Source organism: Streptomyces sp. NPDC014623 (assembly GCF_043088245.1).
GTDB lineage: Bacteria > Actinomycetota > Actinomycetes > Streptomycetales > Streptomycetaceae > Streptomyces.
Genome location: NZ_JBIBZU010000001.1, coordinates 609,502 through 624,382 on the forward strand (window position 1 = coordinate 609,502; position 14,881 = coordinate 624,382).

12 protein-coding genes are annotated in these 14,881 nt (G+C 71.8%); 6 read left to right on the forward strand and 6 right to left on the reverse strand.

Going from position 1 to position 14,881, the window contains the following annotated elements; genetic code table 11:
* Positions 1-87 precede the first annotated feature (87 nt).
* From nadE to ACF1FZ_RS02915, 3 genes are read left to right on the forward strand one after another with little or no spacing between them, the layout of a single operon-like run.
* Complete coding sequence (gene nadE / locus ACF1FZ_RS02905; RefSeq protein ID WP_391771568.1) at positions 88-933, forward strand: ammonia-dependent NAD(+) synthetase; 846 nt, start codon at positions 88-90, stop codon at positions 931-933.
* On the forward strand, positions 930-1,904 hold the full coding sequence (gene pip / locus ACF1FZ_RS02910) for a prolyl aminopeptidase (protein ID WP_391771569.1): 975 nt from the start codon (positions 930-932) through the stop codon (positions 1,902-1,904). The genes nadE and pip overlap by 4 nt, the downstream gene beginning before the upstream one ends.
* A gap of 45 nt (positions 1,905-1,949) precedes the next feature.
* Positions 1,950-2,945, forward strand: coding sequence for an aldo/keto reductase (locus tag ACF1FZ_RS02915; RefSeq protein WP_391771570.1), 996 nt, complete (start codon positions 1,950-1,952; stop codon positions 2,943-2,945).
* 146 nt (positions 2,946-3,091) lie between these two features.
* On the opposite strand, the gene thpR is transcribed toward ACF1FZ_RS02915, so the two are convergent.
* From thpR to ACF1FZ_RS02930, 3 genes are all read right to left on the reverse strand, one after another.
* A complete protein-coding gene (gene thpR / locus ACF1FZ_RS02920) occupies positions 3,092-3,664 on the reverse strand; it encodes an RNA 2',3'-cyclic phosphodiesterase (protein WP_391771571.1) in 573 nt (190 codons plus the stop codon).
* A gap of 133 nt (positions 3,665-3,797) precedes the next feature.
* Complete coding sequence (locus ACF1FZ_RS02925; RefSeq protein ID WP_391771572.1) at positions 3,798-5,132, reverse strand: MFS transporter; 1,335 nt, start codon at positions 5,130-5,132, stop codon at positions 3,798-3,800.
* 99 nt (positions 5,133-5,231) lie between these two features.
* Entirely contained in the window at positions 5,232-5,672 is a 441-nt protein-coding gene (locus ACF1FZ_RS02930) for a MarR family winged helix-turn-helix transcriptional regulator (protein ID WP_391771573.1), read from the reverse strand.
* A gap of 134 nt (positions 5,673-5,806) precedes the next feature.
* Here ACF1FZ_RS02930 and ACF1FZ_RS02935 point away from each other — a divergent pair, with 134 nt between their 5' ends.
* A complete protein-coding gene (locus ACF1FZ_RS02935; RefSeq protein ID WP_391771574.1) occupies positions 5,807-6,022 on the forward strand; it encodes a hypothetical protein in 216 nt (71 codons plus the stop codon).
* A 39-nt stretch (positions 6,023-6,061) separates the two neighbouring features.
* Here the strand turns inward: ACF1FZ_RS02935 and ACF1FZ_RS02940 are convergent, their stop codons facing one another.
* Complete coding sequence (locus ACF1FZ_RS02940; RefSeq protein WP_391771575.1) at positions 6,062-7,513, reverse strand: NCS2 family permease; 1,452 nt, start codon at positions 7,511-7,513, stop codon at positions 6,062-6,064.
* A gap of 176 nt (positions 7,514-7,689) precedes the next feature.
* Between ACF1FZ_RS02940 and ACF1FZ_RS02945 the strand changes: the two genes are divergently transcribed.
* Positions 7,690-7,977, forward strand: coding sequence for a DUF2530 domain-containing protein (locus ACF1FZ_RS02945; protein WP_391771576.1), 288 nt, complete (start codon positions 7,690-7,692; stop codon positions 7,975-7,977).
* Between the two features lie 182 nt (positions 7,978-8,159).
* On the forward strand, positions 8,160-10,568 hold the full coding sequence (locus ACF1FZ_RS02950) for an HAD-IC family P-type ATPase (protein ID WP_391771577.1): 2,409 nt from the start codon (positions 8,160-8,162) through the stop codon (positions 10,566-10,568).
* Positions 10,569-10,572: 4 nt separating this feature from the next.
* Here the strand turns inward: ACF1FZ_RS02950 and ACF1FZ_RS02955 are convergent, their stop codons facing one another.
* Both ACF1FZ_RS02955 and ACF1FZ_RS02960 read right to left on the reverse strand, forming a co-directional pair.
* Entirely contained in the window at positions 10,573-11,424 is an 852-nt protein-coding gene (locus ACF1FZ_RS02955) for a DUF5707 domain-containing protein (protein ID WP_391771578.1), read from the reverse strand.
* Between the two features lie 149 nt (positions 11,425-11,573).
* Positions 11,574-14,750, reverse strand: coding sequence for a sacsin N-terminal ATP-binding-like domain-containing protein (locus ACF1FZ_RS02960; RefSeq protein WP_391771579.1), 3,177 nt, complete (start codon positions 14,748-14,750; stop codon positions 11,574-11,576).
* Positions 14,751-14,881 lie beyond the last annotated feature (131 nt).

Consider the following 14,881-nt stretch of genomic DNA (forward strand, 5'->3'; position numbering starts at 1 on the left):
CTCGCCCTCGAACGCCCCGGCTTGGCCGGAGAAGCCCTGGGTAGGGTGGATGCGACAGACCGTCGTGGACCGGAACGAGGAGCAGACGTGAGCGAGCCGGCGAACATCGCCCTGCAGCAGGAGATCGCCCGGGAGCTGGGAGTCGCGGAGACCTTCGACGCCGAGCAGGAGATCGAACGCCGGGTGGCCTTCCTCGCCGAGCGGCTGACCTCCACGGGACTGCGCGCCCTGGTGCTCGGCATCAGCGGCGGCGTGGACTCCACCGCCGCCGGACGGCTCTGCCAGCTCGCCGTCGAGCGCGCCCGTGCCGCGGGCCACGAGGCCCGGTTCTACGCGATGCGGCTCCCCTACGGCGTCCAGGCCGACGAGCACGACGCCCAGCTCGCTTTGTCCTTCATCCGGCCCGACCACGTGCTGACCGTGGACATCAAGCCCGCGAGCGACGCCACGCAGGCGTCCCTGCTCACCGGCGACGTGACCTTCCGCGACCCGCACCACCAGGACTTCGTGCTCGGCAACGTCAAGGCCCGGCAGCGCATGATCGTCCAGTACGCGGTGGCCGGGGCGCACAACGGCCTCGTCGTCGGCACGGACCACGCGGCCGAGGCGATCTCCGGCTTCTTCACCAAGTTCGGTGACGGCGCCGCCGACCTGGTGCCGCTGGCCGGACTCGTCAAGCGCCGGGTGCGCGCCCTCGCCCAGGCGCTGGGCGCACCCGCCGAGCTGGTCGGGAAGGTGCCGACGGCCGACCTGGAGTCGCTCGACCCGGGCAAGGCGGACGAGCAGGCGCTCGGGGTCACCTATGACGCCATCGACGACTTCCTGGAGGGCAAGCCGGTGGACGAGAAGGACTTCGACACGATCGTCGGCCGCTACCGCCTGACCGACCACAAGCGCCGGCTGCCGATCGGTCCGTCGGACCAGGTGCGGTGAACAGGCGGCCCGACGAGAAGTACCCGCCGATCGAGCCGTACGACCGGGGGATGCTGGACGTCGGCGACGGCAACCTCGTGTACTGGGAGGTCTGCGGCAACCCGGCGGGCAAGCCCGCCCTCGTCGTCCACGGCGGGCCGGGCTCGGGGTGCACGAGCCGGGCCAGACAGTACTTCGACCCGGACCTCTACCGCGTCGTGCTGTTCGACCAGCGCAACTGCGGCCGCTCCACCCCGCACGCGAGCGACCCCGCCGCCGACATGCGGCACAACACGACGGCGCACCTGATCGCCGACATGGAGCTGCTGCGCGAGCGCCTCGGCCTCACGAAGTGGCTGCTGTACGGGGGTTCCTGGGGTTCCACACTGATCCTGGCGTACGCCGAGCAGTACCCGGAGCGGGTCTCGGAGATCGTGATCCCGGCGGTGACGACGACCCGGCGCAGCGAGATCGACTGGCTGTACCGGGGCGCCGGGCAGATCTTCCCCGAGGCCTGGGACCGTTTCCGGGCCGGCGTCCCGGAGGCCGAGGACCCGGCGGACCTCGTCGCCGCGTACGCCCGGCGGACGGAGAGCCCGGACCCGGAGGTGCGGGCGAAGGCGACGGCGGACTGGTGCGCCTGGGAGGACGCGGTGCTGTCCATGGAGGCGCACACCGGTCCGGCCACCTACAGCGGGCGGCCCGGCCGTGACCGGTCGGCGTTCGTCCGGATCTGCGCGCACTACTTCTCACACGCCGCCTGGCTGGAGGAGGGGCAGTTGATCCGTGACGCCGGCCGGCTGGCGGGCATCCCCGGCGTCCTCGTGCACGGCCGCTTCGACCTGGGCGGCCCGCTGGGCACCGCCTGGGAGCTGGCCAGGGCCTGGCCGGACGCCGAACTGGCGGTGATCGAGGACGCGGGCCACCTGGGCGGCCCGGCGACCTCCCGCGCGGTGCTGGCCGCGCTGGACCGGTTCGCCCGGCACGCCTGAGCATGCCCTTGCTTCGAGCGCACTCGAAGGAGTTGGCTTGGGACCATGAAGTACACGCAGCTCGGACGCACCGGACTCAAAGTCAGCCGCCTCGTACTGGGGACGATGAACTTCGGCCCCCAGACCAACGAGAGCGACAGTCACGCACTCATGGACGCCGCCCTGGACGCGGGAGTCAACTTCTTCGACACGGCGAACGTCTACGGCTGGGGCGAGAACAAGGGCCGCACCGAGGAGATCCTCGGCACCTGGTTCGCGCAGGGCGGCGACCGCCGCGACAAGGTCGTCCTCGCCACCAAGGTCTACGGCAACATGGGCGCCGACGGCGAGGCGTGGCCCAACCACGACAAGCTGTCCGCCCTCAACATCCGCCGGGCCGTCGACGCCAGCCTCAAGCGGCTGCAGACGGACCACATCGACCTGTACCAGTTCCACCACGTGGACCGGGACACCCCGGTCGACGAGATCTGGCAGGCCATCGACGTACTGGTCCAGCAGGGCAAGATCCTCTACGCGGGCTCGTCCAACTTCTCGGGTTACAAGATCGCCCAGGCCAACGAGCGGGCCGCCCGGCGCGGCAGCTACGGCCTGGTCAGCGAGCAGTGCATCTACAACCTGATGGAGCGCGGCGCCGAGATGGAGGTCATCCCGGCCGCCCAGGAGTACGGCCTCGGGGTCATCCCGTGGTCACCGCTGCACGGCGGACTGCTCGGCGGCGCGATCCGCAAGGAGCGCGAGGGCGGCGGCGCCCGGTCCACCTCCGGCCGGTCCGGCGAGGCGCTGGCCGACCCGAAGGTGCGGGCCCAGGTCCAGGCGTACGAGGACCTGCTGGAGAAGCACGGCCTGGAGCCCGGCGAGGCCGGCCTGGCCTGGCTGCTCACCCGGCCCGGTGTCACCGGCCCGATCTCCGGCCCGCGCACGCGGGAGCAGCTCGACTCGGCGCTGCGCGCGGTGGAGCTGGAGCTGTCGGACGAGGTCCTGTCGGCCCTGGACGAGATCTTCCCCGGCCCGGGCCCGTCGCCGGAGAACTTCGCCTGGTAGGTATGCGGCGCGTGTGCGGCCTTCGTCCCCGGGTTCAGCCTCCGAGGGCGGAGGCCGCCGCCACGACGACGAACATGAGCACGAGCACGGCCGCCATGACGCGGTTTCTGGTCTTGGGATCCACCCGACGAGCGTAACCGCACCGCTCACCGCCCCAGTGGCCAGGCCCGCACCACCTCGTATCCCGGCTGTTCCCCCGGCACCCCGTCCACCGGAAGGCTGCTGCGTACGAGACTGAGTTCGCCGGCCTCCCAGCGCATGCCCTCGAAGTCCTCCAGCGCCGCCACGTAAGGGGTCAGGTCCGTCTGGACCCGGCTGCGGGCGAGGGTGAGGTGCGGGGTGTGGTGACGGTGTTCCTCCATCGGGACACCGGCTTTGCGCGCGGCGGCGTGCGCGCGCCGCGCCAGCAGCCGCAGCGTGTCGAGCCCGCCCTCGGCCCCCGCCCAGAAGACCCGCCCGTCGAACCGGCCACCGCCGTGGATCCGCAGCGGGAAGGGCTCGGTGCGGTGCGCGGCACGCTCCAGCCGGGTGTACAGCTCCGGCAGCAGCTCCTCGTCGACGTTCCCGAGGAAGGCCGACGTGTAGTGCCAGCCCACTCGGGCGGTCCAGCGGAGGTCCACGGCCCCGGGCAGCTGGTGCAGCGGGGCGACGGCCCGGGCCAGCTCACCGGCGGCGGGCTCCGGGGGCAGGACGGCGGCGAAGAGTCTCTGGCTGCTCATGCGGCGAGTGTCCCAGCGTCCTCGCGTTGCCGGAGCGGTCGTGGGCCTCACGCCGGAGCCGGCGGCTCCCCCCGCGACCGGCACGAGAACACCGCCCTCTCCGGCGAGGAGAGGGCGGCGTTCGTGGTTCGGTTCAGGCCGCCGTAGCCAGCTGCTCGCGCGGAACTATTCGCACGTGCTGGCGACCCGGCCGCAGGTCGACCTTGAGGCGCAGGCCGCCGACACGGGTCAGCATGAAGCCGACGCCGAGCGCCGCCACCATCGAGATCGCCCCGCCGGCCGCCATCCCGGTGCGCGCACCGTAGGCGTCACTGATCCAGCCGACGATCGGGGCGCCCACCGGCGTCCCCCCGGCGAAGACCATCATGTAGAGGCTCATCACGCGCCCCCGCATCTCCGGGTCCGAGGCCATCTGGACGCTCGTGTTGGCGCTGATGTTGGTCGTCAGACCGATCATGCCGATCGGGACCAGCAGCAGCGAGAAGAGCCAGACGGTGGGGGACAGGGCGGCGGCGATCTCCAGCAGGCCGAACAGCGTGCCCGCGGCCACCAGCATCCGCAGCCGCGAGGAGCGGCGGCGGGCGGCGAGCAGGGCACCGGCCAGCGAGCCGGCCGCCATGAGGATGTTGAAGAACGAGTACATCCCGGCGTCGCCGTGGAAGACGTCGTCCGCGAAGGCCGTCAGGAAGATCGGGAAGTTGAACCCGAAGGTGCCGACGAAGCCGACCAGGACGATCGGCCAGACCAGCTCGGGTCTGCCCGACACATAACGCAGCCCCTCGCGCAGCTGTCCCTTGGCGCGCTTGACGGTCACGGACGCGTAGAGCTCGCTCGTACGCATCATCATCAGGCCGATCAGCGGCGCGATGAAGGACAGCCCGTTGAACATGAAGGCCCAGCCGCTGCCGACCGTCGTGATCAGGACACCCGCGACGGCGGGGCCGATGAGCCGGGCGGACTGGAAGTTCGCCGAGTTCAGGCTGACCGCGTTGCGCAGCTGCGCGGGGCCGACCATCTCGGAGACGAACGACTGGCGCGCCGGGTTGTCGACGACGGTCACCATGCCGAGCAGGAAGGCGATCAGGTAGACGTGCCAGACCTCGACGACGCCGGAGAGGGTCAGGGCGGCGAGTGCGATGCCGCACAGGCCGAGCGCTGCCTGGCTGATGATCAGCAGACGCCGCTTCGGGAGCCGGTCGGCGATGACGCCGCCGTACAGGCCGAAGAGCAGCATCGGGAGGAACTGGAGGGCCGTGGTGATACCGACGGCGGCGGCGGACCCGGTGAGGCTCAGGACGAGCCAGTCCTGCGTGATGCGGGACATCCAGGTACCGGTGTTGGAGATCACGGCGCCCGTCGCGAACAGGCGGTAGTTACGGATCTTCAGCGACGAGAAGGTCCCGCCGGTCTTGCTCTCGTGGGTGGAAGTCGGTGCGGGGGCGGAGTCTGCTCCGGATCCCGTACTCAAAAGAGTTCGCCTCCTCGGGCGTGTACGGCGTTCGGACTGACGAGGACGTGACGGCGGGGCGCTGCGGGCTCCGGACCGCGGGCCCGCGCGCCCCGCCGGTCAGAGGTGGGCGAGCTTCTCCAGCACGGGCGCGGCGGCCCGCAGCTTCTCCCACTCGTCCTCGTCCAGGCCCTCGGCGAGGGTGGCCAGCCAGGCGTTCCGCTTGGAGCGGGACTCGGCGAGCATGGCTTCCGCCTGCTCGGTCCGGCTGACCATCTTCTGCCGACGGTCATCGGGGTGCGGTTCCAGTCTGACCAGCCCCTTGGCTTCCAGCAGCGCGACGATGCGGGTCATCGACGGGGGCTGCACGTGCTCCTTGCGGGCCAGCTCACCGGGAGTGGCGGAACCGCAACGGGCGAGTGTGCCGAGCACCGACATCTCGGTCGGGCTCAGCGACTCGTCGACGCGCTGGTGCTTCAGGCGCCGGCCCAGCAGCATCACGGCGGAGCGAAGGGAGCTCACGGCGGCGGCACTGTCACCGTCGTGGATCAGGTCAGGCATGTTCCTTAGCGTAACTCATTAGCAATGCTAAATACCAACCGGTGGTACACGCGCGAGAAACTAATCACCCGAACGAGTGAGTGTGGGGCGGAATGAGCCGCGAAACGACCAGGTGTGCAGCGACGCTGCTTGGTATGGGATCGACAGTGCTCAGCCTGCGTATGGACGGTGAGCTGCTCGACCGGCTCCGCGGGCACGCAGCCAGACGTGGCATGAGCGTCCAGGACTACGTGGTCCGGACGCTCGTCCGCGACGATTTCGACGAACGCTTCCAGGCGGCCGTCGACGAGACGGAGAAGTTCTACGGGGCGGAGCCCCGTCACGCGGACCCGGCCGACCGGGTCACCTGACGGGGCCCCGCCCCGGAGGGGCGGGGCGTGCGCACGCGCTCACGTGAGGCCGAGCGCCGGCATCGCGTAGTAGAAGACGAAGACCGCGGACACCACGTACATGGCCGTCGGGACCTCCCGGCCGCGTCCCGCCGCCAGGCGCATCACGCTGAAGGCGATGCAGCCGATGCCGATGCCGTTGGTGATCGAGTACGTGAGCGGCATCATCAGCATGGCCAGGAAGGCCGGGACGGCGAGCGTGAAGTCGCTCCAGTCGACGTCCCGCACGTTGCCCGCGAGGATCAGGAACCCGACCGCGATCAGTGCCGGAGTGGCCGCCTGCGAGGGGACCATCGTCGCCAGCGGCGTCAGGAGCAGCGCCACCGAGAAGAGCAGTCCGCTCACCACGCTCGCGAGCCCCGTGCGGGCTCCCTCGCCGACGCCGGCCGTGGACTCCACGAAGCAGGTGGACGCGGAGGAGGAGCTCACGCCGCCCGCGGCGACGGCGACACCGTCGACGAGCAGGACCTTGTTGATCCCCGGGAAGTTGCCGTCCCTGTCCATCAGCCCGGTCTCGTCCCCGACGCCGAGGATGGTGCCCATCGCGTCGAAGAAGCAGGACAGCAGCACGGTGAAGACGAAGAGGACGCCGGTCAGGAGCCCGACCTTCCCGAATCCGCCGAACAGGCTGACCTCACCGATCAGGCCGAAGTCCGGGGACGAGACGGGATTGCCCGGCCACTCGGGGACCGTGAGCCCCCAGGCGCCGTCCGGCAGGTCGGCGACGGCCTCGATGACCAGGGCGACGACCGTCATGACGACGATGGAGAGCAGGATGGCGCCCGGCACCTTGCGGACGATCAGCGCGAGGGTCAGCAGCGTGCCGAGGACGAAGACCAGGACGGGCCAGCCGTTGAGATGGCCGTCGCTGCCGAGCTGGAGCGGCACGGTGGTGTGCGCGGCGTCCGGGATGCGGGAGACGAAGCCGGAGTCGACCAGGCCGACCAGCAGCACGAAGAGGCCGATGCCGATCGCGATGCCCTTGCGCAGCGACCGCGGCACGGCGTTCATGACGCGCTCACGGAGCCCCGTCGCGACCAGCAGCATCACGACGATGCCCGCGAGGACGACCATGCCCATCGCGTCCGGCCAGCTCATGCGGGGGGCGAGCTGGAGGGCGACGACGGTGTTGACGCCGAGCCCCGCGGCGAGTGCGATCGGCACATTGCCGATGACACCCATCAGGAGCGTGGAGAACGCGGCCGTCAGCACGGTGGCCGTGACGAGCTGGCCGCCGTCGAGCTGATGCCCGTACATGTCCTTCGCGCTGCCGAGGATGATCGGGTTGAGCACGATGATGTACGCCATCGCGAAGAACGTGGCGAAACCACCACGGACCTCGCGCGCGACCGTGGACCCTCGCTCGGAGATCTTGAAGTAGCGGTCGAGGACGCCGTGGGGCTGCTGCGGTGCCGGCGGCTGATCGACCGGAGCGGTGGCCGAGGAGGACATGTATGACCTTCAGTCGTGCATCGAGGGAATGAAAGCAGTCGAATTTGGATGTTCACACGAATAATTCGAGTCATCCGTAAGCAGATTCAGTATGAATACATAAGGGAAAGATCGCTATCTCCGCGCGTAGATCCTTGGGCCGACTGGCCCGTCGGTGCCCCGGCTAGACTGTCCGCATGCAGAAGTGGACACCCAGGCACGAGGCGCCCGAGCCCCTGGAGGGGCCCGTCGTCGCCACCGTCACCGGCGGCACGATCCTCTGGTTCGTCCTCTTCCTCGTGCAGGTCCCCTTCTACGGCTGGTTCGACGACCGCGGTCACGCCTGGTGGGTCTGGGTGTGCCTGGCCGGTGCCGGGCTGGGCCTCATCGGCATCTGGTACGTCCGGGGCCGTGACGCCGCGCTGAAGCGCGCCGCGGCGCAGGCCGCCGCCGAGGAGTCCGCTCCCGACGGCGCACACCGCTGACGCCGGGCCACCGGCCCCGGACCGCTTCTGCTCCGGCCCCGGGCGTCCCCTGCGCCTGATCCAGGGCCCCGTACGACCTCTGCCCCCCTGCCTACGACCGTGGGACCATTCCGGTCCTCCCCCGGTCGGAACTTCCGGCGCCCGGCGGGTGGAGCACCCCTCCCGCCCGTACGGTCGGAGGCATGACACAGCGGGCACTCGACTCCTCCGGCGAGCAGCCGGACCCCGTAAAGACCTTTCCCGCACCCGCACCACCGGGCGGGCTCACCACCACCGAGGTCGCCGAACGGGTCGCCCGGGGCGAGATCAACGACGTACCGGTCCGTTCGTCCCGCTCGGTCACCGAGATCGTCCGTGCGAACGTCCTCACCCGGTTCAACCTGATCATCGGCGTGCTCTGGGTGATCATGCTGGCCGTCGCGCCCGTCCAGGACAGCCTCTTCGGCTTCGTGATCATCGCGAACACCGGGATCGGCATCGTCCAGGAATGGCGCGCCAAGAAGACCCTGGACAGCCTCGCGTTGATCGGCGAGGCGAAACCGGCCGTACGGCGCGACGGGGTCTCCGCCGAGGTCTCCGTCTCCGAGATCGTCCTCGGGGACCTGGTCGAGCTGGGCCCCGGGGACAAGGCCGTCGTCGACGGCACGGTCGTCGAGGCCGACAGCCTGGAGATCGACGAGTCGCTCCTGACCGGTGAGGCGGACCCCGTGGTCAAGCGGCCGGGGGACCCGGTGATGTCGGGCAGTTTCGTCGTCGCGGGCGGCGGGGCGTTCACCGCCACCAAGGTCGGCCGTGAGGCCTACGCCGCACAGCTCGCCGAGGAGGCGTCCCGCTTCACCCTCGTGCAGTCCGAGCTGCGCAGCGGCATCAGCACGATCCTCAAGTACGTGACGTGGATGATGGTTCCGACGGCGATCGGGCTCATCGTCAGCCAGCTGGTCGTCAAGGACGACAACTTCAAGGACTCGGTGGCCCGCACGGTCGGCGGCATCGTCCCGATGATCCCCGAAGGTCTGGTCCTGCTGACCTCGGTCGCCTTCGCGATCGGCGTCATCCGGCTCGGCCGCAAGCAGTGTCTCGTGCAGGAGCTGCCCGCCATCGAGGGACTGGCCCGGGTCGACGTCGTCTGCCTGGACAAGACCGGAACCCTCACCGAGGGCGGCATGGACGTCACCGAGGTCCGCCCGCTGGACGGCTCCGACGAGGGCTACGTCCACCGCGTCCTGGGCGCCCTCGGCGCCTCCGACCCGCGGCCCAACGCCAGCCTCCGGGCCGTCGCCGACGCCCACCCGGACGGCGGGGGCTGGGACGTCACACGGACCGTGCCGTTCTCCTCGGCCCGCAAGTACAGCGGCGCCGCCTTCACCGAGGACGACGGCGACGCGTCCGCCTGGCTGCTCGGCGCCCCCGACGTGCTGCTGCCCGCCGACGACCCCGCCCTCGCGGAGACGGTCCACCTCAACGAGCAGGGGCTGCGGGTCCTGCTCCTCGCCAGGGTCCGGGGCGAACTGGACGCCCCGGACGCCGTCTCCGGGGCCGTACCGACCGCACTCGTGGTCCTGGAACAGCGGCTGCGGCCCGACGCCGGGGAGACCCTGGCCTACTTCGACGACCAGGACGTCGCCGCGAAGGTCGTCTCCGGCGACAACGCCGTCTCGGTCGGCGCGGTGGCCCGGAAGCTGGGGATGCCGGGTGCCGAACACCCCGTGGACGCCCGCCGGCTGCCCGAGGCCCGGGACGACATGGCGACGGAGATCGAGCGGAACGCGGTCTTCGGCCGGGTCACCCCGCAGCAGAAGCGGGACATGGTCGGCGCCCTCCAGTCGCGCGGGCACACGGTCGCGATGACCGGGGACGGGGTCAACGACGTCCTCGCGCTGAAGGACGCCGACATCGGGGTCTCGATGGGCTCGGGCTCCGAGGCGACGCGCGCGGTGGCCCAGATCGTGCTCCTGAACAACAGCTTCGCGACGCTCCCGTCGGTCGTGGCGGAGGGCCGCCGGGTCATCGGCAACATCACCCGGGTCGCCACCCTGTTCCTGACGAAGACGGTCTACTCGGTGCTGCTGGCGATCCTGGTGGTCTGCTCCCAGGTGGAGTACCCGTTCCTGCCACGGCACCTCACGCTGCTGTCCACACTGACCATCGGCGTACCGGCGTTCTTCCTGGCGCTCGCCCCCAACAAGGAGCGGGCCCAGCCGCACTTCGTACGCCGTGTCATGCGCTACGCGATCCCCTCCGGGGTCATCGCGGCGGCGGCCACCTTCACCACCTACCTGGTGGCCCGCCACCACTACGCCGGTACGGGTGCGCTGGACGCGGAGACGAGCGCGGCGACCCTCACACTGTTCCTGGTCTCCATGTGGGTCCTGGCGATCATCGCCCGCCCGTACACGTGGTGGCGGGTCGCCCTGGTGGCGACGATGGGCCTGTGCTTCCTCGTCGTGCTCGCCGTGCCGTGGCTCCAGGACTTCTTCGCGCTGAAGCTGGTGGGCACGACCATGCCGTGGGCCGCGGTGGGGATCGCGGCGGCAGCGGCGGCCGTCCTGGAACTGGCCTGGCGTGTGGTCGGCCGCCGCTTCGGCTCGTAGCCGGCTACTTCACGTCGACGAAGTCACCCGCGGCCGTGACGGTCGGGGTGGTGGACGTACCGGCGAAGCTGTAGCGCCAGTAGCCGTCCACGGACGCCTTGACGGTGGTCTTCAGCGCACCGGTGCTGCTCGACCTGATGGTCTTGACGGTTGTGTAGGTGCTGCTGTTCTTCTTGCGGAACTGCAGCTTGACGGCCTGGGTGGCGTAGCCCTTGTAGGTGGCGGTCTCCCAGTTGGCGCGCGACAGCTTGCCGGTGACCGTGATGGTCCTGCCCTTCTTGACGGGCTCCGGGGCGGCGTTGACGGTGACCTTGGAGAGACGCTGCAGCTTCGTCTTGGCGAAGGTGTCCTTCTGGACGATCTGGCCGTCCTTGCTGAGTACCGCGGCGCCGACCTTCCAGGTGGTCGCGTCCGAGTTGATCAGCCATGCCGGGTCGACCGTGACCGTCAGCGTGCAGGTGGAGGTCGTGGCGTTGACCGCCTTGCACGTGGCGACGTCCTCGTTCTGCCCGATGCCGAAGCTGTCCTCGGACTCCAGAGTGCTGCCGGTCCACAGGAACGTCGCCGCGTCGGCGATGCCCGAGTCGTCCGTGGCCGTGATGGCGACGGAGACCTTCTTCGGTGCGGTGGTGCCCACCACGATGGGCTTGCCGCCGTTCACGACGGCCTTGGTGATCTTGAGGTCGCCGGTCGCGGTGAGCGCACGGGCGGCCATCCGCTCGTGGGACTGCTTCGGGGCGGAGAGCCCGAAGTCAGGCGTCCAGGTGCGGCCGTCCTCGGCTTGCGCTGCCGGGACGCCGAACGCGGACAGAGCCAGGGCGCCGGAGACAACGGCAACAGTGGCACGAATACGCATGTGTTCCCCAGTGGAGAAGGGGGCCCGTGGCACGGCGTGAGGCCGACGGTCCCCATGTGGTCTGCGAGTCTGCTGACTCGACAGACAAGACGGAGCACACATGTGAATGGTTGTACATCCGAACGACTTTTTTGTGAAGATCACATAAATCAGTCGAACCAACGGTCCCGGGCCAGCTCCTCCGTGCGGGACGGGTCCTCCAGCAGGGCCGCCACCTCGAAGCGGCGCGGCCACTGGCCGGCCGCCCAGGCGAGACCGGCCGCCACGCCCTCCAGCGTGGACGCGTGGACCACGCCGTCGGGGGTGCGGCGCCAGTCCAGCTCGACGCCCCCGGCGCGCAGTTCGCTGTGCTCGACGTAGGTGTCGGGGGTCCCGGCGCCGAGCAGGATCCGCACGGAATCCGGCACCTGGTGCTCCTCGCCCTCCGTCGTCACCACGGCCTCGACGCTCTCGCCGAGCCGCCGCACCTGGAGCAGGTCCGCCAGCTCGGCCGCCCGCGCCGGGGCCACCGGCAGCAGCGGGAGGCCGCCGGTCAGCGGCAGCAGGTCGGGGGCGTCGGCGATCACGACGTCCGCCGCGTCGGCGACCCGCACCTCGTCGTCCACGACGGCCCGCAGCTCGTCGGGCAGCGTGACCTGTTCGGGGTCGAGCTCGGCGAGCGCCGTGTACAGCGAGTGCAGCTGCACGGGGCCGACCGGGCGCTCCTCGTCGGCGAGCCGGCCCAGCAGCTCGGCCGCCCCGCCCGGCTCGTCCAGGAGCGCGGCCACCGAGGTCCGAACGCCGAGGGCGCGCAGCACCTCCGCGTCGTCGAAGCCCGTCGCGTCGGCGGAGTCGTACAGGCCCGCCAGGCGCGGGTCGCCGCCCGCCGCGCGCAGGCCGGCCGGGCGGCGGCCGCCGAGCACGGGGTGGTCGCGCAGCCACCAGGCGGTGTAGGGCCGCACCGACTGCGTCGTGCCGTCCGGGAGGAGCACCCGCACCGGCTGGGTCAGGGCGTCGCGCAGCGGCGGCCGGGCGAGCATCGCCAGCGCCTGCGGCCAGGCGTCGTCGTCGACGAGGTCCAGGTCCCGTACGGCGACGAGCTCGGTGGCGACCGGCGGCACCGGGGTGTCCGGGAGCTGGTCCAGGACGTCCTCGCACCACACGTCGACGGCGTCGAGCAGACCGGCGTCGTCCGGCTCGGCGAAGTCACTGTCGCGGGGCTCCAGTTCATCGGGGTCCAGGACGACGTCGGTGGCCCGCACGAGAGCGAAGGTGGCCAGCACCCCGCAGGCGGTCAGGGGCTGTTCCCCCCAGCGCTCGGCCAGCTCCGCGTCGCACAGGGCGAGTTCACCCGCGCGCATCACCTGGGCGAACGGGCTGTCCGGCAGCACGAGCTCACCGGCGGGCGCCGGTTCGCCGTCCTCGTCGGGCAGGGCGAGTGCGCCCAGCCAGGGCTCCTCGCCGGGCTCGAGGCCGGCGTCGCGCACGAGTGTGAGGACGGTCTCGGCGAGCTCGTCCCCGTCCAGGGCGTCCTCGTCCCACACCTCCCCCGCGTCCAGCGAACCGGCGACGGCCGCCCGCACCTGCGGGGTCGTCAGGACGGCACGGGGGGTGGCGGGCAGGGCGCCCAGCTTCTCCAGCAGGGGGTGGGCGGCGTCCGGGTGGGCCACCTTCAGCCCGAGCCGGGCCAGCCGGCCGAGCACGGGCGATTCCGGCGCGTCCGGCAGGGGCAGGAGGACCTGGCGGGGGCCGATGGTGGTGCGGGGCACGCCCGCGGAGCCCGCGAGGGGCACAGGCAGCCCGGAGAGCCGGTCGGGATCGATCCCGGCCAGGCTGTCGTACAGCCGCCGCCACCAGTCCGGGCCACGCTCCAGGCCGGCCAGCCGGTCGACGGCCTCGGTCAGCGGCACCCTGGCGACACCGAGCGTGCGCAGCTCGGTGCGGCGCTCCAGCCCGGCGGGCAGCAGACAGGGCAGGACCTCGGCGAGGACCCGTACGGTCGCCTCACCCACCCCCTCCACGACCTCGGCCTCGACCGGCCGCAGCGCGGTCGTCCCCGGGCGCGGGGCCCCGGTGCCGTCCCAGTCGTCCCACGGGCCCGCCGCCTCGGCCGGGTCGCGGGGCGCGGCGGGCTCCAGGAACGCGACCCGGGGCAGCCGGTCCAGGATCGCGGCCCGCAGCGCGCCGTCGAGCGGGCCCTTGCCGAGCGCCCCCGGCACCAGTGCGATCGTGGCCACGGACACGGGCTCCCAGCCCGCCAGCAGCTCCGCGTACGCGTCGGCCGCGCGCTGCACCAGGAAGTCGGTCAGCGGGCCCGGCGCGGGGTGCCTGCGGGTGGTGTCCAGCGGCAGCGAGGCGATCAGCAGCGCGGGGACACCGAGGGGCTCGTCGGTGGGGGTCGGAGCGTGCACGACGGGTGCCGTACGGGGGTCCTGGGGCGCGCCGTCCTCGTCCACGGGCACGGCCCACGTCACCGACCAGTGCGGGCGCAGCCGTTCCTCGACGGGCCGGTCGGCCAGCAGCGCCGGCTCCACGGCGCCGTGGCCCGCGACGGTGCGCCAGCGGTGGAGGCCGCGCGCGGAGTCGTCGATGTGCGTGTACGGGCCGTGCTGCGAGCGGTGCAGCGTCCGTGTGCCGTCCGGGGTCTCGATCACGACCTCGTCGAGGCCGGGAAGCGTGAGCAGCAGTGCGTCGTCGACGCCGTCGAGCAGCCTGCCCACGAGGTCCTCGGCGACGCCGTCGCGGAGCGGCAGGACGACGACGGTGTCGTAGCCGTCGGGCGCGGTGCCCTCGGCGGGCAGCGGGAGCCGGAGCAGCGGCACGTGCCCGTCGCGGCGGCGCAGCTCGTCGCCGAGCCCGGGGCTGCCGACGGCGGCCTGCCGCGCGAGGTCGCGCGCCTCGGCGAGGGACCAGCGGACACCGCCGTGCCGCCCGACGACGGCGGGCTCGTCGCTGACGGCCAGTACGGCGGCGAAACCGACGCCGAAACGGCCGACGGCCGACTCGTGGCCCTCACGCTTGGCGGATGCCCGCAGCGTGCTGAGCGACTCGACACCGGTCGCGTCGAGGGGGGCGCCGGTGTTCGCGGCCGCCAGGACGGCCGGACTGCCGGCGTCCGCCGCGTGCAGGGTGAGGCGGAGCCGGCCGGGGACGCCGGCGCGGGCCGCCGCGTCGGCGGCGTTCTGGGCCAGCTCGACGACCAGGCGGTCGCGGTAGCCGCCGAGGGCGAGGTCCTCCTCGGCGTTGGCGTCCTCCCTGAAGCGGGCGGGACCCGCGCCCCAGGCGTCGAGCACGCCGCGCCGCAGTCGCGCCGTCCCGAACGGATCGGCCCCCTCGGTCGCATTCATGCCCACGCTCGTACTCCGCTCTTCCGGTGACCCGTGACGCCCAGTGTGCGCCCGAAGGTACCGCGACCGGGAAGAGCCCGTGACCGCCCCCGGTCCCGGCCTGCTCCCGTCCCCGGCGGAGCCGCCGCGGG

Coding starts and splice junctions, on each gene's coding strand:
- ACF1FZ_RS02915 (WP_391771570.1), top strand. CDS start 1,950: ATGAAGTACACGCAGCTCGGACGCACCGGACTCAAAGTCAGCCGCCTC.
- thpR (WP_391771571.1), bottom strand. CDS start 3,664: ATGAGCAGCCAGAGACTCTTCGCCGCCGTCCTGCCCCCGGAGCCCGCC.
- ACF1FZ_RS02930 (WP_391771573.1), bottom strand. CDS start 5,672: ATGCCTGACCTGATCCACGACGGTGACAGTGCCGCCGCCGTGAGCTCC.
- ACF1FZ_RS02935 (WP_391771574.1), top strand. CDS start 5,807: ATGGGATCGACAGTGCTCAGCCTGCGTATGGACGGTGAGCTGCTCGAC.
- ACF1FZ_RS02940 (WP_391771575.1), bottom strand. CDS start 7,513: ATGTCCTCCTCGGCCACCGCTCCGGTCGATCAGCCGCCGGCACCGCAG.
- ACF1FZ_RS02945 (WP_391771576.1), top strand. CDS start 7,690: ATGCAGAAGTGGACACCCAGGCACGAGGCGCCCGAGCCCCTGGAGGGG.
- ACF1FZ_RS02950 (WP_391771577.1), top strand. CDS start 8,160: ATGACACAGCGGGCACTCGACTCCTCCGGCGAGCAGCCGGACCCCGTA.
- ACF1FZ_RS02955 (WP_391771578.1), bottom strand. CDS start 11,424: ATGCGTATTCGTGCCACTGTTGCCGTTGTCTCCGGCGCCCTGGCTCTG.
- ACF1FZ_RS02960 (WP_391771579.1), bottom strand. CDS start 14,750: ATGAATGCGACCGAGGGGGCCGATCCGTTCGGGACGGCGCGACTGCGG.